Genomic DNA, 20,000 nt, shown 5'->3' with positions numbered 1-20,000 from the left:
TTACTTCACCCGTTTGCCGTACTCCTCCATGCCATAGGAGTAGAACTTGATCTCGTTATCGTTGATCTTCGTTACATACCAATCAAACTCGTATTTTGCCTTCAAGAGTACGATTCGTCCATCAGGGAGCGCTTGCCAGGTCCCGGTAATGGTCCCTCCAGTGGTTTGCCAGGAATAGGTGCCATTGGCCAGAATGCTCAGCGTGTATCCCGCTGCACCCGGCACGTATTCCTGCGTAACGGTTTTCGAGCCATCTCCGTTCACCGTCGTGTTTGTGGTAGCATAACCGCCTGGAATCCAGATCGACCAGTTTCCAACGAACGAGTTGGGAGCAGGAAGTGGCTGTTCTTTTCCTGTTGCGGGAATTTTCGTCGGGTCGAGGTAGAAAACCAACCAATCATCAACGATTACTCTCGTAGTCGAAGGGTCTACCTGAACCTTGCAGCCGAGAGCTTGCGAGAGAAAGTCGATGGGAATGTATATGCGATCCTGGTTCATTCTTACGCTGGCTTCCAGCTTCACCATGCTGCCGTTTGTCATGGCCATATTGTTGTTGAGAATGACGTGAGCGGTGGTAGTGCCTTTGCGAACCGTGACCAATTGCTTGATCGCGTCCCACTGCAATTCTGCTCCGAGTGCATCAAGCACTTCACGAGCGGGAATCAGCGTTTTTCCGTTTTCTGTAACTGGGGGTGCGGAGAAAGTGAGCAGGGAGGGCGGTTGCGGCGACGGTGCTGTGGGAGATGGGGGGGATGCGTTGCCAGGTATGGGAGCGGGTACAGGAGCAGGTGAGGGTGAAGGAGCGGGACTCGTAGTCGGTGGGGGATCCTGCCAGAGATTTTCAGACCAAAGGCCATTGTTGTTGGGTGGCAAAGGCTGTTGTTGCGTACTGGGCGGTCCTAATTCAAAATCGCCGTCGGACCAGATATCGGCTGCGAACACTTGCGGCACGACCCCGATGAAAAGAAAGAAAACAAGAAAGAATGAGGTCCACTTCATTTTCATGAATCTTTTATCCTCCTTTTATCCACATTTCATTCAGAATAGCACAACTTTCTGACTATTCACACACAGGAAATTCGACAACAATTTTCCAAGCGCTGGTCGTGCATAAAGGTGACGAATCCCCGCAAGCCGGAAGCTTCAAAATTTTCTCTCCACCAATTATCGATCACGATGTTGAGCGAGGCGCAGAGGAAGAGGCTGAAGAAGCCCATTTTTTTTTCATATTGACTAGCTGGCAAATTCAGATTATTTTTATAGTAACCGGTTACATGTCGATTGGAAAAAACATCATGTAACAGGAAAAGGGTTGTGTAAACCGGTTACACATAGTCGGTGGTGAAGGTAAAGATGAAAGCAACAATCAGAGACGTCGCCAAGCTGGCGGGTGTTTCCGTGGCTACAGTATCCCGGGTGATGAATCAAAATGGTTATGTCAACAGCGAGACCGAACAAAAGGTAAACAGAGCCATGAAGCAGTTGCAATATGTACCCAACCAGATGGCAAGGGGATTGGCGGGAAAGCGGACGAAGACGATCGCGCTGATATTGCCTGATATTTCCAATCCATTCTTCCCCGGGTTGGCGAGGGGAGTGGAGGATATTGCGCAAAACAACGGATATACAGTCATTTTGTGCAATTCCGACGACCTCGGGGTAAAAGAGCGATCCTATATCGAGGTACTGAAAAAGAAGTACGTAGACGGGATTATTTTCGCGACCAACAATCTGGTGCGAGAAGACCTGGAGCGGCTGGAGGAAGCGCAGATTCCCTTTGTCATGCTGGACCGGGCTCCGGATATGAAATCAGGATGCGTCATCACGGTAGACAACTTCGGGGGCGCGAAGGCCGCTGTGGAGCATTTGCTGGATGCGGGCTGCAAAAAAATCGCCCATATCTACGGCCCCAAAGAGCTGGTCACGGCGAAAGAACGTTTGGAAGGCTTTGAAGAAGTCGCGCGAAAACAACCGTGGTACACGCCAACCTTGCTGGTCCCGGGGGATTTCACCATCGACGGAGGAGCAAAAGCAGTGGAAGCTTTGCTCCGCAATCATCCTGATGTAGACGGGATTTTTGCAGGGAACGACTTGATGGCGGTTGGCGCGCTGAAAGCATTGAATCGCAGAGGTATTTCGGTACCGGGAGAAGTGGCGGTATGCGGGTTTGACGGCGTCAATCTGACGGAGATCACACAGCCGGAGCTGTCCACGATCGCGCAGCCCATTTACCAGATCGGCGAGCTTGCAGCGAAGAAGCTGATTGAAAGAATCGATCAGTCCAGCAGCCATTATGAAACGGTGGAGTTGGGAGTTTCCCTGATCGTCAGGGATTCGACGAAGAAATCCTGAGCGCTGTTTCAGACAACATTCCGACCGGCAAGACAAAGACGGGGATGAGAGAAACTTCAGTGATCGTAGATAAGAACGAGTCGGAACGTTCGTATAGTAAGGAGTAATGGAAGAGTGAAACCAAACATCGTCGTGATTGGAAGTTTGAACATGGACATGGTTGTCCAGGCTCCGCGTCTGCCCGCCAAGGGAGAGACGATTCTGGGACAAAGCGTACAATTCGTTCCGGGAGGGAAGGGGGCGAATCAGGCGATCGGTCTGGCTCGTCTCGGCGCGCAGGTAGCCATGATCGGACGCGTAGGAGAAGACCTTTTCGGAGGGGAATTGCTCAGCTCTCTGCAGGCGGGGGGAGTCGACAGCGCAGGTGTGAAGAAAACAGCATCCAGCGATACGGGAGCTGCCTTCATCGTGTTGGCACAGGGAGACAACAGCATTATCGTCGTGCCAGGTGCGAATGCGCACTGCACCCCGGCTGACATCGATGCGCAGATGGCGTTGATCGAGAAAGCGGACATCGTTCTGATGCAGATGGAGATTCCATTGGAGACAGTGACCTATGCTGCAAAGGTCGCCAAGCGGCTGCAGAAGACGGTCATCCTCAATCCCGCACCCGCTCAACAGCTGCCTCCCGAACTGCTCGCCTGCGTGGATGCGATTACCCCGAACGAGACGGAGCTTTCCCTGCTGGCAGAGGGACAAGGCAGTCTGGAGGAACAGATGGACGCTTTGCTGGCCCAAGGGGTTCGCAAGGTCATCGCGACGCTCGGCTCTCAAGGAGTGGCGTTCAAAGAGGAGGGCAAAACGTTGCAGCGCATCGCGGGTTATCGCGTCCCGGTGGTCGACACCACAGGTGCGGGTGATGCTTTCAACGCCGGCTTTGCCTACGCGCTGGGCAGCGGCCAATCCCTTGGAGAAGCGATTGCTTTTGCCAACAAGGTGGCTGCCATATCGGTGGGACGCTTCGGTGCCCAGGAAGGGATGCCGTCGCTAGACGAAGTGGTCCAGTTTTCAGAATCATCATACTAATGTTGATACTATTTACAATATAAAGAGGTGCTTAGAAATGAAAGTATTGTTTATTGGGGAATCCTGGGTCGTTCATATGATCCATACAAAAGGGTATGACAGCTTTACATCAACCAAGTATGAGGAGGGCGCAACCTATCTGCTGCAATGCTTGCGTGATGCCGGTGTCGAAATCGACTACATGCCTGCGCACGAGGTTCAGGTGCGATTCCCGAAAAAGCGGGAAGAGCTGGATAAGTACGATGCCATCGTGCTGAGCGACGTAGGGGCCAACACCTTCCTGCTGCAAAACGCAACCTTTTACAACATGGAGATCATCCCCAACAGCCTGGAGCTCATCCGCGATTATGTCGCAGACGGCGGCGGCTTCATGATGATTGGCGGCTACCTTTCCTTCATGGGGATCGAAGGGAAAGCCAACTTTAAAAACACGGTTCTCGCAGACGTCATGCCAATCGTCATGATGGATGGAGATGACCGCGTGGAAGCGCCGCAGGGCGTGCAGCCGCAAACGGTAAAAGAGCATGCCATCACAGCAGGCTTGGGCGAATGGCCGCGCTTCCTCGGCTACAACCGCTTCGCAGCCAAGTCGGATGCGGACGTACTGGTCAAAATCGGTGAAGATCCATTCGTCGTGCTGGGCAGCTATGGCAAAGGCAAGACAGCCTGCTTCGCCAGCGACTGCGCTCCGCACTGGGGCCCGAAAGAATTCATGGAATGGGAGCATTACCAAAAGCTCTGGGCACGGATTCTGGAGCAAATCAAACGCTAAGAGAAGGCAAGTACACAAGAGGGAGAAGGTGTTCACGTGCAAGTGAACGAGATCGTGCGGCAAAACAAGGATGCCTACATTCGTTTCCTCTCCGAGCTGGTCCAGACAGATACGCAGGTGATCGGCCACGGAGTTCTGGGCGGAAACGAGCAGGCCGGACAAGCCATCATCAAGAAACGCTTGGAGCAGCTGGGCTTTGTGATTGACGAGTTTTGCGTAGAGGATGAAAAGATCAAGAAGTACCCTGGGGCCAATCTGGGACACAACAACGAAGGCCGCCCCAACATCGTCGGCACGCTGAAAGGCACTGGAAACGGAAGATCGCTGATTCTGAACGGCCACATCGATACGATGCCGTATGGCGACCGGGACAAATGGAAGGACGATCCTTTCTCCGGCGAGGTGAAGGGTGACGTCTTGTACGGTCTGGGATCGACTGACATGAAAGCTTCTCTGGCCGCGATGATCATGGCGGCAGAAGTGCTCCACACCATGGGCGTAAAGCTCAAGGGAGATCTGATCATCCAGTCTGTGGTGGACGAGGAGGGCGGCGGGAACGGGACCCTGGCTTGCGTCGAGCGCGGCTACACAGCCGATGCGGCGATTGTCGGGGAGCCTACGCAACTGCACATCCAGCCGGCGCATATGGGCTTTTTGTTCCACGAGATCAAGGTGGATGGGAAAAGCCTGCACTCCAGTCAACTATGGGAAGGCGTCAATGCCATCGACAAGGCGATCAAGATCTATCAGTCAATCAAGGAGCTGGAGCATCACTGGCTGATGACGCAAAGACATCCGCTGCTGCCGGGACCTACGATTAATCTGGGAGAGATCAATGGCGGCATCGCGGGCTCTGTCGTTCCGGGTTCCTGCACGTTGAAGACCTGCCTTCACTACCAGCCGCGGCAGGGAGAGCCGTATCAAGTGACACGCGACCGCGTACACCAGCAGGTGCTGGATGCGATCGATCGGGTCGTTCGCGGAGACGAATGGCTTCGGGAGCATCCGCCGCAGGTGACCGTGTACCAGGAGGGCTTTCCGTTTGAAACCCCTGTGACGCATCCTTTGATCCAGGAAGCGAAGCAGGTTCTCGGTGAGGTGCTGGAGGATGAGGTGATCATCGAAGGCATGCCTGCTGGCTGTGATGCCCGTCTGTTGGCCGGATTCGCCAATATCCCGACCATCATTCTCGGCTGCGGCGATCCGCGTCAATGCCACTGCATCGACGAATCGGTGCCAGTCGACCAATTCTTGAAGCTGATTGAGGTATACGCCCGTTTCATCGTTTCCTGGTGTGGAGTAGATTCTATCCAAAATGCATAGAAAAATAGGGGGTAAAAAGAAATGGTAAAAAAAGTATCGCTTTTGGCAATGGCTGCATTGGTCTCCATCATGGCTGGATGTGGAAGCACAGGAGGAGGAGAACAGCCTGCTGCTCAAACTCCTTCCGCTGAGGCGCCTGCCGATAAAAAGGAGATTACGATTGGGGTATCGACGGCAACTCTGCGTCACCAATTCTTCATCGACATCGACAACGGCATGAAAAAAGCAGCAGAAGAAGCAGGCGTGAAGCTTCTGGTCAACGATCCGAACCTGGATCTCGCCAAACAAGTATCCGCCGTCGAGGATTACATGCAAAAAGGCGTCGATGGTCTGATTCTGCTTGCGGTAGACAACGCAGGTGTGGTTCCGGTCGTGGAAGAAGCCAAGGACAAAGGAATTCCTGTCATCACGGCTGACTCTGTGGTGCCAAGCGACAAGGTAGATACCTTCATCGGGACAGAAAACTACGAAGCGGGCAAGCAACTCGGCGAGCATCTGAAAAAACAGATTGAAGCAAACGGAAAAGATGTAAAAATCGCAGTTGTGACGCACGTGCAATCCTTCGTGCAAAAAGAGCGTCTGAACGGCTTCAAGGAAGTTCTCGCTGATGCAAAAGGCGTGGAAATCCTGAACGACCAGCCTGGCTACGACCGTGAAAAATCCATGGCTACCGTAGAGAACATCCTGCAGGCGAACCCTGACGTAGACTACATCTACGCTACTGCTGAAAACAGCGTCCTCGGTGCGTTGGCAGCTCTCGAATCCGCGAACAACACCAAAACCAAAATCGTCGGCTTCGACGTGACTCCGGAAGCGGCAGAAGGCATCCGCAACGACAAGATCCTGGCGATGATTCAGCAACAGCCGGAAAAAATCGGGGAAGAAGCAGTCAAAGCTGCGATCGAAGCGATCAACGGCAAACAGCTTGAGAAAAACATCAGCATCCCAGTTATTCTGATGGACAAGTCCAACGTAGACGAATACTTCAAAAAGTAAGCAAGAATCGGGGCTCGACCGGCGTGAGGCAAGGCGAGCCCCCACTCCATACGAAATACTCCACATCATGCGGAGGGAGGGATCTGTTTGCAATCACCCATACTGGAGCTGCAAAACATCAGCAAGGAATTTTCCGGGGTTAAAGCACTTTCCGATGTTTCCTTAACCGTCTATCCCGGAAGCGTGCATGCCCTCGTCGGCGAAAACGGAGCCGGGAAATCCACCTTGATGAAAATCTTGACCGGGGCTTACAGCAAAACCAGCGGCCGCATTTTCTTCGAGGGACAGGAAATCGATCAGATGGACCCGAAGCTCTCCAAAAAACTGGGAATCCACTGTATCTATCAAGAGCTGAATGTCATGAAGAACATGACAGTAGCGGAAAATGTGTTTATCGGAGCTCAGCCAGTCACCAAGCTCGGATTGATCGATTGGAAACAGATGAATAAAGCAGCCGCGGAAATTTTTGCTTCCTTGCAGCTTGAGATCAATCCGAAACAGCTTGTCAAAGAACTGAGCATTGCACAAAAACAAATGGTGGAGATCGCACGCGCGATTTCTCAGCAAGCCAAAATCTTGATTATGGACGAACCGACGTCTTCACTCTCCGAGAGGGAGACAGAAGTGCTGCTATCCCTGGTTGAGGAATTGAAGAAAAAGGGCGTCAGCATTCTGTACATTTCGCACCGCATGGACGAAATATTCCGAATCTGTGATACGGTAACAGTCCTGCGCGATGGGACTCATATCAAAACGATTCCATTGAGCGAGGTAAAAAATGTCGACTCCTTGGTAGAGTTGATGGTCAATCGCAAAGTGACGGACTACTTCAACAAAGTGGAAGTAGAATTGGGCAAGCCCATCCTTCGTGTCGAGAACCTTTCCAAACAAGGTGTATTGAAGGACATCAGCTTTGAAGTGCGCAAAGGGGAAATTCTGGGGATTGCCGGACTGGTCGGTGCAGGCCGTTCCGAGATCGCCAAAGCCTTGTTCGGCATGCTGGCGAAGGATACCGGAGACGTATTCATCGAGGATCAGAAGGTAGAGATTCGCAATCCGTCCGACGCAATCAGGCTGGGACTGGGGTTTGTAACAGAAAATCGCAAGGAAACAGGTTTGGCGCTGAAGCAGAGCGTACGTGCCAACATCACGATGTCCAACCTGAAAAAATATGTGAAATACCTGCTGGTCCAGCAAACCGCCGAGAAAAAAGTCGCGGAGGAATACCGGCAGAAGCTGAACATCAAGACAGCTACACTGGAACAGCCGATCTCCAGTCTGAGCGGAGGCAATCAGCAAAAAGCCATTCTCTCCCGCTGGATTATCCAGGAGCCGCGCATTCTCATCCTGGACGAGCCGTGCCGCGGGGTGGACGTCGGGGCGAAGGCAGAGATTTTCGCCCAGATCAGCCAGCTTGCCCAACAGGGCGTCGCCATTATCATGATCTCATCGGAAATCCCGGAAATCGTCGGGATGAGCGACCGGGTTCTCGTCATGCGCGAAGGCTCCATCGCCGGCTTTTTGGAGAAGTCATCCATTACACCTGACAACATACTGAAACTCGCATTTGGGGGTGGAGTAAGTGCCTAAAGGAACGTCAACTGAGCTGGAAATCACCCAAAATAAGCCAAACAACTGGAAGCAAACGCTGTATCTCATCTTCGACAAGGGCAGCACCATGATTGGCCTTGTGTTGCTTTTCGTCATCTTGTCCATCGTGACGACTGATTTTTTAACGGTTGACAACCTGATCAATGTGACCCGTCAAGCTACGGTGCTGTGCATCATGGCGGTGGCGATGACGTTCATCATCATTACCGGGGGGATCGACCTGAGTGCCGGCTCGCAAATCGCTGTCAGCGGCGTGGCCGTCAGCGGGCTGATTGTGGCGGGAGTGCCAATTCCGCTCGCGGTGCTTCTCGCGATCATGATCGGCGGACTTATCGGATTGTTCATCGGGGGAGTTGTCTCGACGCAAAAAATCCCGCCGTTCATCGTGACTCTGGGGATGACGACGATTCTCTCCGGTCTTGCCTTCGTGTATACGCAAGGGAATCCGATTGCGGTAAGCGACGCGACTTTTCGGGCGCTGGGACGCGGCTACATCGGACCGATTCCGATTCCGGTCATTATCATGGTGATCGTCGTCATCATCGGCCATATCCTCTTGTCCCATACCCGGTTTGGACGCTATGTCTACATGATCGGAGACAACGAAGAAGCAGCGAGACTATGCGGGATCAATGTCAACTGGGTCAAAACCGGTGTGTACGTCCTCGGCGGAGCGATCATGTCGATTGCCGGGATTATCCTCGCTTCCCGTCTCTCTACAGGCTCGCCCAACTCCGGTACCGGATCTGAGCTGGACGCCATCGCAGCCGTAGTTCTGGGCGGCGCCAACCTGTTCGGCGGGGAAGGGAAGATCGTCGGCACCTTGATGGGTGTCGCCATCATCTCGATTCTCAACAACGGATTAAACCTTTTGGATGTGTCTTCTTACAATCAGCTCATGATCAAGGGTGTCGTGATCTTGCTGGCTGTATGGCTGAATTCGATCAAGGCAAGAAAAAAAATGAGCGTGTAGGTGATTGGAATGAGCGGAGGAATATTCCCCCCAAAAAAGAATGCATTACTCGAAATCCTTCCTGTAAAAAAACCGATTATCGGGATGATCCATCTCAAGCCATTGCCAGGCTCGCCCCACTACAAAGGGGAGTCTGTTCAGGAAATGATCGACTTTGCGCTTGAGGATGCCCGCCGATTGATTGAAGGCGGTATTGACGGCCTGCAAATCGAGAACGCCTGGGATCTTCCTTTTCCCAAGCCGGAAGACTTCGGTTACGAGACAGTCGCCGCGATGACGGCAGTCGGCGTCGAGCTGAAAAAGATGTCCACAGTGCCGATCGGCGTAAACTGTCTGGCGAATGCTGTCGTGCCTGCCATCGCGATCGCAAAGGCGATCCAGGCCAGATGGGTTCGCTCCAACCAGTGGGTGAACGCCTATATCGCCAATGAGGGCTTTGTCGAAGGCGCTTCAGCCAAAGCGATGCGCTACAAGGCGCGCCTTTTCGGAGACGACATCAAAATTCTCGCGGACGTCCATGTGAAGCATGGCAGTCACGCGATTGTCGCGGATCGCAGCTTGTCGGAGCAGACGCGGGACAATGAATTCTTCGATGCAGATATTTTGATCGCGACCGGAAACCGCACCGGGGATGAAACTTCGTTGGATGAGATTACGGGAATCAAGGAAAACGCCTCCCTCCCGGTGATCATCGGCAGCGGGATGACCGCTGAGAACGCGAAGAAGATCCTGTCTGTCGCAGATGGCGCGATTGTCGGCAGCTATTTGAAAGAGAACGGCAACTGGTGGGAGCGCGTGGACACCGAAAAGGTGAAACGCTTCATGGATCAGGTTCATTCCTTGCGATAGGTTGGGGGCCGATCATGGGTAAAATCGCCGTACATGGTTTCGTCAATACAGATATCATCTGTCAGGTTGACGCCTTCGCAGAAGTTGATCAGGAGACCGAAGTGAGCAACCTGCAATTTTTGCCTGGAGGATCAGCAGCGAATGTCGCTGTTGGTCTTTCGCGTTTGGGGGAAGAAGTGTATTTTCTCGGAGCGGTCGGTCAGCATGCCTACACCTCCTTTTTGTTGGACAGCATGGAAAAGGTGCGCCTGGACCACATCCAGATCGTCGACGACGTTTCGTCCGGAATGGTGATGGTGCTGGTGGACCAAGAAGGGCTGCGCACCATGTATACGTATCCGGGAGCCAATGTGCAGTACGAGGTGAACCGGATCCCCGAGGACTTTTGCCAAGAGCTTGACTTCCTGCATCTGAGCAGCCCGCATCTGCCGATTGCGGATCAGCTTTTCGCCTGGAAAGAACGAAACCCGCGTCTGCGCATATCCTTTGACCCCAGCTCCCTGTTGACCAAAAAAGGGCTGAAGCCGCTCGAACCGCTGCTTTCCCGGACGGACATCCTGTTTGTAAACCGATCGGAGCTGCAGGATTTGGTTGGCGATCAGGAGTTGGAAGATGCCTTGCAGGATTTGCATCGACGTGGCGCGAAGGAGATCTTTGTGAAAATGGGCGGAGAGGGAGCGCTGTACAGCTCTGCTGTATCCGGTACGGACTCAGCAAGGACAAGCATCTTCCTTCCCTCTCTGCCAGTCAAAGCGGTAGATTCTACTGGTTCGGGAGATGCTTTTGCCGTCGGCGTGCTGTATGGTTTTCTACGAGGTTGGGAGAAGGAAAAAATCTTGCGGGCAGGCATTACCCTGGGCGCGCGCGTGGTACAGCAGGTCGGAGCGAGGACGGGATTGCCGCATGCCTGGGAAGGGGAGGTCTTGGAAAAATGAATGCCAATGATCTGTTTGCACAAGTGGATCAAGCAGATGCAGTCGCTTTTTTGCAGTCGCTCCTCCAGATCAACAGTGTGAATCCGCCTGGAGCGGAGCGGGCCGTAGCAGAAGCGATTCAGAAGCGGCTGCAGGACAGCGGGCTGCACATGGAGATGGACTTGGTGACAGAGGATCGGGCCAATCTGCTCATTTCCCTGTATGGCAAGCCTTCAGAGAAAGCAGTCAGGGATCAGGGGAAAACCCTGGTTTTCAGCGGGCATTTTGATACCGTTCCCGTCGGAGGGGTGGAATGGACGTATCCCCCGTTTGCGGGTCAACGAGTAGGCGACCGCATCTACGGCCGCGGCACGACGGACATGAAAAGCGGTGTCGCAGCGATGATCATCGCTATGGAATGCCTCGCCAAGTCGGGGATCTCGCTGCCTGGAAATCTGCTTTTTGCAGGGACAGTAGGAGAAGAAGTAGACTGTCTGGGAGCCAAGGAAGTGGTGAAGAAAGGCCAGATCGATCATGCTTCTGCGATCGTGGTCAGCGAACCTACCGCCAATCAGGTCATCGTCGCCCATAAAGGCGCGCTCTGGCTTGAGGTGACCATGTACGGCAAGACGGCGCACGGCTCCATGCCGGATCACGGCATCAACGCGATCCAGGCGATTCATCGTTTCATCGCGGAGCTGAATGCTTATCGGCTGGAGCATGAGCCTCATGCCATCCTCGGCGGCTCTACGCTGAACATCGGAATGATTCGCGGCGGCGTCAGCCCCAACGTCGTGCCCGATCAGTGCAGCGTGACCCTCGATATACGCACCGTTCCGGGGCAAAGCCATGAGCGGATTCTCGAAGATATCGGGCGGCTCGCCCAAAAAGCGTCCCTGGCGGCGTCTTATCAGCTCAAAATCTTGAATGACATGTCTTATGTCGATACGCCGTCTGATGATCCCTTCATTCGCACTGCCATGAAGGTGGCGGGAATGGCGGAGGATGCTGCGCCTCGCGGGGTCAATTACTACACAGATGCTTCTATCTATCAGCCGAATCTGAGCGGCATTCCCGTTCTGATCTACGGCCCGGGCGAGCCCAGCATGGCGCATCAGCCGGATGAATGGGTAGAGGTTGAGAAGTACCTGGATTCCATTCGCTACTATATCGCCTTGGCGTTGGCTTATTTGAGGTAGTGTCAGATCCCAATTTCTCAGTGATCACATGAGAAATTGGGATCTTTTTTTAAATGAAATCGATTATACTGGGAATATCAACCAATAGGGAGGCAATTTATATGAAAAACATGAAAAATCAACCCGTGAAAAGAGATAAGGGTGGAACACGTTCTTAATTTCTAAACGTTGTACCCCCTTATATTGTGTTTATGAAAAAAACACTAAAGAGGGGTAACTCATGCATTTTCCAATAAAAAAATTTTTATCTTATTACAGGCCGTATGCAATGCTGTTTCTTGCGGTATTGGGGTGTGCTGTTCTCGTATCTGCTGTGACGTTGGCATTTCCGCTGCTCGTTCGATACATTACGAAGGATGTTCTCGAAGGAGATTTGTCCACTGCCCTCAGTGAAGTGTATTGGATTGGAGCGCTGATGCTCGTTTTGGTCGCGATCCAGAATATCGGGAATTTTTTTGTGGACTATAAAGGTCATGAGATCGGTGCTCGCATGGAAAGAGACTTGCGAAGCGAGCTGTTTGCGCATATGCAAAAGCTCTCTACCAGCTTTTACGATAAGGAAAAGACGGGACAGCTCATGTCGCGCATCACGAACGACCTGTTGATGCTTGCCGAGCTGTATCATCACGGACCGGAAGACTACCTGAAATATTTCATCCGCTTTATTGGGGCAATTGTCATTTTGTTTTCTATAAACGCTCCTTTGACGATTGCGGTTTTCTGTTTTTTCCCATTCTTAACGATCTTCGTCATGTATTTTAATAAGAAGCTGAATCGGGCATTAAGAAGAAACAAAGAGCGGATCGGGGACGTGAACGCCCAGGTGGAGGATAGTTTAGCTGGAATTCGAGTCGTAAAATCATTTGCGAACGAACACGTCGAGATCGAGAAATTTAACCGAGAAAATAATCGTTTTCTCGACAGTCGCAAGAATACGTACAAGGCTGAAGCGTATTTCTACAATGGTGTTGAGACGTTTATCCAGCTGATTACCATCACCCTGATTATTTGTGGCAGTGCCAGTATCGTCAACCAAACGTTGGACTTAGCGGATTTGATCACGTTTTTATTGTATATCAGCTTTTTGGTAGAGCCGATTCAACGGCTGACCCAAATGAGCACACTTTTTCAGGAAGGGATCACGGGCTTTCAGCGCTTTATGGAAATCATGAATCTGAAGCCGGCAATCGAAAGCAAAGAAAACGCCATCATCCTGCGAGAGGTACATGGCGAAATTGTGTTTCAGCAAGTTTCCTTCCGCTATGAAGACCATTTGGACGATGTCTTCACAAACCTCTCGCTGACAGTAAGGCCGGGAGAGTATGTTGCGCTAGTCGGCCCGTCCGGTGCGGGAAAAACGACAATATGTTCGCTTATTCCCCGCTCATATGATGTGACAACTGGCAACGTGTTGCTAGATGGGACCGACGTTCGGGATATCGATCTGCAGTCGCTCAGGAAAAACATCGGCGTCGTACAGCAGGATGTCTACCTCTTTGCCGGAACGGTGATGGAAAATATCCGCTACGGGAATCCGGAGGCGAGCGATGAAGAAATTATTGCGGCAGCCAGGCACGCAAATGCCCATGACTTTATCATGAGCTTGCCAGACGGCTACAACTCCGAGATTGGGCAACGCGGTGTGAAGCTGTCTGGAGGCCAAAAGCAGCGACTAAGTATCGCCCGCGTCTTCTTGAAGAATCCGCCTGTCCTCATTTTGGATGAGGCAACGAGCGCTCTGGATAACGAAAGTGAGAGTATTATCAAGGAATCGCTGGAACGGTTAGCAAAAGGGCGTACAACGATCGTCATTGCCCCGCCTGTCTACGATCCGCAATGCAGACCGGATAATCGTATTAACCAAAGACGGAATTGCAGAGCAGGGCACACACGAAGAGTTACTTAGACGCGACGGAGCGTATGCACATCTGTATTCCAAGCAGTTCGAATTACAGGTATAAGCAACAGCAACCCCTGCCAGTTTCTATGAAGGCAGGGGTTTTGCTTTCTTGCGTTTTACTTCGTCTCACGCTGATCAGGGAAGGCGTTTGACGACCGGTATCCAGATCTCGCTTTGAAACGTAGGGGAAGTTGTATCTTTATGCGCATTCCACAAGATTTCCGGCCCTTTCGCCAGCTCGTAGCTGGAAGTAGGAAACCACTCGGAATAGATGCGTCCCCACGTATTCTGGAGCGTCTGGGGGAAAGGCCCGACTGCCTCAAATACGGCCCAGGTGGACGCCGCTACTTCAAGCGCGGCGAGACCAGGCGGACAATCGTTTGTCGTTGCCACGCCGATGTAATGGTCCAATTCCCCTTTTTCCTCCATTCTGACTTCGGAAAAATTCGTCGACGCACTGATGATTCCTTTTGGCTCGATATTGGATTGCTGCTTGAGCATCTGGATGGTCTCCGCGTTAAGCTGTCCCCACATAGCGGCAATCTCCGGATTCACGCCGTTGAAAACAATGGGGACCCTTTTCGTAATTCCGATGATGCGAAAAGCTTCTTTTTCTTCGATACGATAGTTCATTTCTTCTCCTCCTTGAATGGTTAATTGAAAAGTCATGCGTGGAAATGCTTTGAGAGCCTGCTCCCGGTTTCTCGCTTTTGACGGCGTGACCCCGTGCAGCTCCTGAAAAGCGCGAGAGAAAGCATCTGCAGAGCTGTAGCCGTATTTGACGGCTACATCGATGATCTTGGCTTGCGATTCTTGAAGTTCAAAGGCCGCCAGCGTAAGGCGTCTGCGGCGAATGTACTCGGACAGTGTAACCCCCGCCAAAAATGAAAACATTCGGGTGAAGTGATACTCGGATGAACAGGCCAGTCTTGCCACTTCGTGAAAGTCGATCTCGTCTGTGAGGTTTGCTTCGATATACTGCAAGGCTGCATTCATATTTGCGAGGGAATTCATTTCCACCACCTCCTCTCTGTACACAGAATAGCAAGAAATTCAGTACCCTATCCGACTTTTGATGCACGATATTGCAAGCCTTCTGTCCGAGGAGCGGGTGCAAGTAGACGAAAAGCAGAATTTGAAGTAGACTCCAACCAGCAGCCTTTGTTACGGTGTTAGGAAAGAGGAGGCCGTTCCATGAGTCAGGCAAAAATTCTATTGATAGAAGATGAGAAGAAGATCACCGGCTTCTTGAAGCTGGAGCTGGAATATGAAGGATACGAAGTATATTCGGTAGAAGATGGGGCCATCGGGCTTGAACGTTTTTTACAAGAAGAGTGGGACCTGGTTTTGCTGGACGTGATGATTCCGAAACTGAACGGCATGGAGGTGCTGCGGCGCATACGTGCTTCCGGAAGCATCACGCCTGTCATTTTGGTCACGGCAAGAGATTCGCTGCCGGACAAGGTGAGCGGATTGGATTTAGGTGCCAATGACTATATTACCAAGCCATTTGCGATTGAGGAATTGCTGGCCAGGATTCGTGCGTGCATGCGCATGGCGAATGTTTTGAAAAAGGAAGAGGAGAATGGACGATTCACGATTGCGGATCTCTGTGTGGATGAGAAGCAACGTATCGTCACGCGTGGCGAAAATCAGGTAGAGCTGACGCCGCGCGAGTTCGATTTGCTGATCTATATGGTGAAAAATGCAAACCAGGTTCTGAACAGAGAGCAAATTTTGACGAAGGTATGGGGATATGATTACCATGGCGATACGAACATAGTAGACGTGTACATCCGCTATTTGCGCAAGAAGCTGGATACTTCGCCTCATGCCCCGCTTATTCATACCGTACGGGGAATCGGTTACACCATAAAGGGGTAGGATCAGATGAATATCCGCAACAAGATCCATCTGTTTTCGACGGTTTGGCTGGTGTTGATCGTCTGTCTCATCAACACCTCCATTTATTGGCTATTCCACAAGCAAATGACGGACCAGGAATTGGAAAGGCTCCAGTCGCAGGCCCGGAATATAGCGGAAACGCTTCATTCATCCGCCAATCAAGTAGAGCCCGCAGAGTTGCTGCAAGCCTTTTTGGCACCGATCGGAATGATCAGGGTAGTCAATGAAGAGTCACGTGCGATCATCACGGCTGCGAAGGACAAGAAATTCGGCGACTTGCCCCCGTCTTACAGCGCTTCGGAAACGTACCGGATCACGGAACAGGACGGTGTCGCCTATGCGATCGCGCAAATGCCGATCATCTGGAAAGACGGATCGGTTGTATCCCTGGAAGTGACGACCAGCCTGGCAGATGTACAGGAAACGATGCGGATGTTGCGAGTCGTGCTGATCATTGCCTCGCTTGTTGTGCTGCTGCCTTCCTTTCTGGCTGGCAGAGTACTGGGGAAGGTGATACTGGGCCCGATCCACTCGATGATTCGTACGATGGAAGAAATTCAGAAGCGGGGCATCTTCAAGAAACTGGATGTACAGCATCAGTCAAAAGACGAATTATACCAGTTGGGGAATACCTTTAACAAAATGATAGACATTTTGCAGCAGAACTTTGACAAGCAGCAGCAGTTTGTCTCGGATGCTTCGCATGAGCTGAAAACCCCTTTAACCGTGATTGAAGGTTATGCAACCATGCTGAAGCGCTGGGGGATGAAAAAGCCGGAGGTGCTGGAGGAAGCGGTCGAAGCCATCTACGCCGAAGCTGTCCGGATGAAGAAAATGACCAGGCAAATGCTGACGCTGGCCAATCCTCATGAAGAATCACACTTAACCATTCAGGAAGTGGATCTGGTCGCGCTAAGTGAAGAGACGAGCAAGTGGATGAAGAGAACCTATGACCAACAGATTACCGTCCATGCCGAGGCAAGCGATATTCGGGTCCATGCCGATGAGTCTAAACTGAAACAGTTGCTCGTGATTCTGCTCGACAATGCGTTGTCCTACAGTTCAGAGCCAATCCGCATCGAGATAACCGAACGAAGCGGAGCGGTGAGCATCTCCGTAGTGGATCGCGGGGTTGGAATTCCCAAGGAAGATCTGCCGCATATTTTTGACCGGTTTTATCGGGTTGACAAAGCGAGGGCAAGGGAAACAGGCGGAGCCGGACTGGGCCTGTCCATTGCAAAACGCATTGTGGATGCTCATGGCGGGACAATCGATGTCTGGAGTGAAGTAGGAAAAGGAACTACTTTTACGGTGTCGTTTCCCAATTCGATACGAGCGACAGGAGGGGAGCAGCGATGAATCGAAAAAAAGGACTTCTTCTTGGCGTGGTGCTGGTGGCGCTTGCCGTATTGGGCGTTTCGCAACTGGTAGTGGGCAAGGAAAAAGAGATCATCCCAGCTGAAGAGATGAAAAAAATGCTTGAGTCCCGATATGCGGGGGAGGTTGGCTTGATTACGCTGGTTGAGAATGGAAGCCAGGATCTCTACTCCAGTACGTTGCAGGGAAGCAACGGGGTTTATCAAATCGGTACGGACGCTTATTCCGGCCAGGTTTTGCATATCATTCCCTTGAAGGTGGATCGTGCACAGGAAACACAGGTGGAGGAGCCGACGAAGTCAGAGCAGCCACCTCATGCCCAAGCCGACCAAAGCGCAGGAATTTCTCTGGATCAAGCAAGAGCGATCGCCCTGCAGCAAGTTGAAGGCAGGTTTGAAAGCATAGAAGTAGAGGAAGTAAACGGGGCGTTGGCCTATGAAGTGGAATTGGAGACGCCCGATCATCAAGAAGTGAAGGTTCAAGTAGACGCCTATACAGGCATGGTGCTGTCCGTTGTTTGGGAAGATTAGGGGTTCTCTCATCATTTTTTAATCTCTTTCTTATTTCTGTTTCATTTTCAGGGACTATCATGAGGGAAACAGAGAGGAGAGATTTCCCATGAAGAAGGCAATGGCAACTATGATGGTGGCGCTGCTCGCAGTAAGTGTCAGCCTGACAGCTAACGCGGAAAACGCGGGTCATTTGAATACATCCCCGCAGAATAGCCAGAAGCATCCTGTATATCTGGAGATCGATGATGATCTGCGTGGAGACATTTTGCAAACGGTGCGCATTTCTCAGGAAGAAGCCCAGAAGCTGGCGCTTGGTGTTCAGCCGGGAACGATTCGGGAAATGGAGCTGGAAATGGAGCGAGGCACGCTCTATTACAAAATCGAGATTAAGAGCGGCTATCGCAAAGTAGACGTCTATGTCGACGCCATGACTGGTGAAGCCTGGCGCGAGAATGATCCGGAGCGTATGAAACAAAAGGTGAAAATCAGTCTGGAAGAAGCGAAAAAAATAGCCCTGAATCAAGTAAAAGGAACTATTACGAAAGCGAAACTGGATGAAGATGACGGGCAATATTTGTACGAAGTGGAAATCCGAACGGACAAATGGCAAGAAGTCGACATCGAAATCTCCGCAACGACAGGCGAAGTGCTTGACGTAGATTGGGACGATTAATCCAAACACAGGAAAACCTTAGTCCAATGCGCAACCGGACTAAGGTTTTTTTATTCCTGTCACACATCCTTCAACAGTCTTTCAAGCTTTTTGGCTTGTTCCCTCCGCCGTTTTTTCGCTAAGCGCTCCTCTTCACGCAAGGCGCGCAACAAGGAGAAGCACATGAATACCATGATAATCGCGAACGGGAGGGCAGCCACAATCGAAGCCGTCTGCAATCCCTCCAGCCCGCCGCTGAGAAGGAGGACGACAGCGATGGTAGACTGGAGGATGCCCCAGATGATTTTGACGCGATTGGACGGGTCGAGGGAACCGTCCGAGCTCAGCATCCCGAGGACAAAAGTAGCGGAATCTGCCGATGTGATGAAAAAGGTGATGATCAAAATCAGAGCAACGACGGCGAGTATCGTTCCCCAGGGGAGATGTTCCAGCGCGAGAAACAAGGCGGTGGAAATATCCTTTTGCACAGCTTCACCAATCGGGGCCTGATCAAAAATCTCCAGATGCAAGGCGGTCCCGCCAAAGACGGAGAACCAGATGAAGCTGAGTATGCTGGGGATGAGAATCACACAGACCACGAATTCTTTAATCGTCCTTCCCTTGGATACACGCGCGATAAACGTGCCGACAAAAGGAGCCCAGGCAATCCACCAGGCCCAATAAAACAGCGTCCAATTGGCAACCCAGTTTCCATGGGTGAAGGGAGTAAGCCGCAAGCTCATGGAGACGAGGTTGTTCAGATAGCTGCCGAGCGTGCTGGTGAAGGTATCGAACAAAAACGCAGTCGGCCCGAGAATCAGGGTCAGCAGCAGCAGGAGCAGCGCCACTACGAGATTGGTATTGCTGAGAAGCTTGATTCCTTTATCCAGCCCCGTGGTGGCGGAGAGCAGAAAGATGACGGTGATCACCGCGATAATCCCGATCTGGACAGTGGTGCTGGATGCCAGACCGAATAGGTGGGACAAGCCGCCGTTGATTTGCAATGTCCCCAAACCAAGCGAGGTAGCGACGCCAAAAGCTGTGGCGATGATGGCGAGTACGTCGATCGTCCGTCCGATGGGGCCGTTTACTTTCTCGCCAAGCAAAGGGGCGAACGTGGAGGAAATCAATCCCTTCGCACCTTTCCGGTATTGGAAATAGGCAAGCGAAAGGGCAATGATCGCGTAGATCCCCCAGGGATGCAGACCCCAGTGAAAAAAGACGTACCGCATCGCAACCGAGGCTGCTTCTGTGGTTTGTCCGGTCACTCCCGCGGGTGGGGCAAAGTAGTGGGATACCGGCTCGGCAACGCCCCAAAATACTAGTCCAATTCCCATTCCTGCGCTAAAAAGCATGCTAAACCAGGTCGGGAGGGAATACTCGGGTTCGTCATCATCCTGCCCCAAAGTGATCTGGCCGTATTTGCTGAAAGCGAGATAGATGCAAAAAATCAAAAAGGCGAAGGCGACGATCAGATAAAACCAGCCAAAATTGGTGGTGGTCAAGCCGAGCACCTTTGTAGCCGATTTTGCGAATAGTTCCGGAGAAATGACGCCAAATAAAACAAAGCAAATCACAATGATGAGCGAGATCAGGAAGGTCATGGGATTCCTCCAAAGCGAATGGTCCGACATAATAG

At 51.9% G+C, this 20,000-nt stretch carries 17 protein-coding genes and 1 pseudogene; 15 read left to right on the top strand and 3 right to left on the bottom strand.

Annotated elements, in window-relative coordinates:
- On the bottom strand, nt 1-1,005 hold the full coding sequence (locus EDM58_RS26395) for a copper amine oxidase N-terminal domain-containing protein (RefSeq protein ID WP_122913940.1): 1,005 nt from the start codon (nt 1,003-1,005) through the stop codon (nt 1-3).
- 348 nt (nt 1,006-1,353) lie between these two features.
- Between EDM58_RS26395 and EDM58_RS14425 the strand changes: the two genes are divergently transcribed.
- The 11 genes and pseudogenes from EDM58_RS14425 (at nt 1,354) to EDM58_RS14375 (ending at nt 13,976) form a co-directional block, all read left to right on the top strand.
- On the top strand, nt 1,354-2,352 hold the full coding sequence (locus EDM58_RS14425) for a LacI family DNA-binding transcriptional regulator (RefSeq protein WP_122913936.1): 999 nt from the start codon (nt 1,354-1,356) through the stop codon (nt 2,350-2,352).
- A 114-nt stretch (nt 2,353-2,466) separates the two neighbouring features.
- Nucleotides 2,467-3,378: a ribokinase gene (rbsK, locus tag EDM58_RS14420; protein WP_122913935.1), complete on the top strand. Its 912-nt coding sequence runs from the start codon at nt 2,467-2,469 to the stop codon at nt 3,376-3,378.
- Between the two features lie 37 nt (nt 3,379-3,415).
- On the top strand, nt 3,416-4,150 hold the full coding sequence (locus EDM58_RS14415; protein WP_122913933.1) for a glutamine amidotransferase: 735 nt from the start codon (nt 3,416-3,418) through the stop codon (nt 4,148-4,150).
- A 36-nt stretch (nt 4,151-4,186) separates the two neighbouring features.
- On the top strand, nt 4,187-5,473 hold the full coding sequence (locus EDM58_RS14410; protein WP_122913932.1) for a M20 family metallopeptidase: 1,287 nt from the start codon (nt 4,187-4,189) through the stop codon (nt 5,471-5,473).
- 21 nt (nt 5,474-5,494) lie between these two features.
- Nucleotides 5,495-6,469, top strand: coding sequence for a substrate-binding domain-containing protein (locus EDM58_RS14405; protein WP_122913931.1), 975 nt, complete (start codon nt 5,495-5,497; stop codon nt 6,467-6,469).
- An 87-nt stretch (nt 6,470-6,556) separates the two neighbouring features.
- A complete protein-coding gene (locus tag EDM58_RS14400) occupies nt 6,557-8,059 on the top strand; it encodes a sugar ABC transporter ATP-binding protein (RefSeq protein WP_122913930.1) in 1,503 nt (500 codons plus the stop codon).
- Entirely contained in the window at nt 8,052-9,053 is a 1,002-nt protein-coding gene (locus EDM58_RS14395) for an ABC transporter permease (RefSeq protein ID WP_122913928.1), read from the top strand. Before EDM58_RS14400 ends, EDM58_RS14395 begins: the two co-directional genes overlap by 8 nt.
- A gap of 9 nt (nt 9,054-9,062) precedes the next feature.
- Nucleotides 9,063-9,902 carry a BtpA/SgcQ family protein gene (locus EDM58_RS14390; RefSeq protein ID WP_122913926.1) on the top strand — a complete coding sequence of 280 codons (840 nt, stop codon included), beginning with the start codon at nt 9,063-9,065 and terminating at the stop codon, nt 9,900-9,902.
- Nucleotides 9,903-9,916: 14 nt separating this feature from the next.
- The gene (locus EDM58_RS14385; RefSeq protein WP_122913925.1) at nt 9,917-10,837 is read left to right on the top strand and encodes a carbohydrate kinase family protein; all 921 of its coding nucleotides are present in this window, start codon (nt 9,917-9,919) and stop codon (nt 10,835-10,837) included.
- Nucleotides 10,834-12,015, top strand: coding sequence for a M20 family metallopeptidase (locus EDM58_RS14380; RefSeq protein WP_122913923.1), 1,182 nt, complete (start codon nt 10,834-10,836; stop codon nt 12,013-12,015). The genes EDM58_RS14385 and EDM58_RS14380 overlap by 4 nt, the downstream gene beginning before the upstream one ends.
- A 220-nt stretch (nt 12,016-12,235) precedes the next feature.
- A pseudogene (locus EDM58_RS14375) lies at nt 12,236-13,976 on the top strand (ABC transporter ATP-binding protein).
- A gap of 74 nt (nt 13,977-14,050) precedes the next feature.
- On the opposite strand, the gene EDM58_RS14370 reads toward EDM58_RS14375, so the two are convergent.
- Entirely contained in the window at nt 14,051-14,929 is an 879-nt protein-coding gene (locus EDM58_RS14370; RefSeq protein WP_122913922.1) for an AraC family transcriptional regulator, read from the bottom strand.
- A gap of 180 nt (nt 14,930-15,109) precedes the next feature.
- On the opposite strand from EDM58_RS14370, the gene EDM58_RS14365 reads away from it, so the two are divergent.
- The 4 genes from EDM58_RS14365 (at nt 15,110) to EDM58_RS14350 (ending at nt 18,382) form a co-directional block, all read left to right on the top strand.
- A complete protein-coding gene (locus EDM58_RS14365) occupies nt 15,110-15,799 on the top strand; it encodes a response regulator transcription factor (RefSeq protein ID WP_122913920.1) in 690 nt (229 codons plus the stop codon).
- Between the two features lie 6 nt (nt 15,800-15,805).
- Entirely contained in the window at nt 15,806-17,179 is a 1,374-nt protein-coding gene (locus EDM58_RS14360; RefSeq protein WP_122913919.1) for a HAMP domain-containing sensor histidine kinase, read from the top strand.
- Nucleotides 17,176-17,727: a PepSY domain-containing protein gene (locus tag EDM58_RS14355; protein WP_122913918.1), complete on the top strand. Its 552-nt coding sequence runs from the start codon at nt 17,176-17,178 to the stop codon at nt 17,725-17,727. The genes EDM58_RS14360 and EDM58_RS14355 overlap by 4 nt, the downstream gene beginning before the upstream one ends.
- Before the next feature lie 88 nt (nt 17,728-17,815).
- The gene (locus tag EDM58_RS14350) at nt 17,816-18,382 is read left to right on the top strand and encodes a PepSY domain-containing protein (protein ID WP_122913917.1); all 567 of its coding nucleotides are present in this window, start codon (nt 17,816-17,818) and stop codon (nt 18,380-18,382) included.
- A 59-nt stretch (nt 18,383-18,441) separates the two neighbouring features.
- Here EDM58_RS14350 and EDM58_RS14345 read toward each other — a convergent pair whose 3' ends face one another.
- Complete coding sequence (locus EDM58_RS14345; protein WP_122913916.1) at nt 18,442-19,965, bottom strand: glycine betaine uptake BCCT transporter; 1,524 nt, start codon at nt 19,963-19,965, stop codon at nt 18,442-18,444.
- Nucleotides 19,966-20,000: the final 35 nt, after the last annotated feature.

Origin of the sequence: Brevibacillus panacihumi (assembly GCF_003710985.1) — a bacterium.
GTDB classification, from domain to species: Bacteria; Bacillota; Bacilli; order Brevibacillales; family Brevibacillaceae; genus Brevibacillus; species Brevibacillus panacihumi.
The sequence above is the reverse complement of the archived record's forward strand: the minus strand, read 5'-3'. Positions and strand labels throughout refer to the sequence as shown.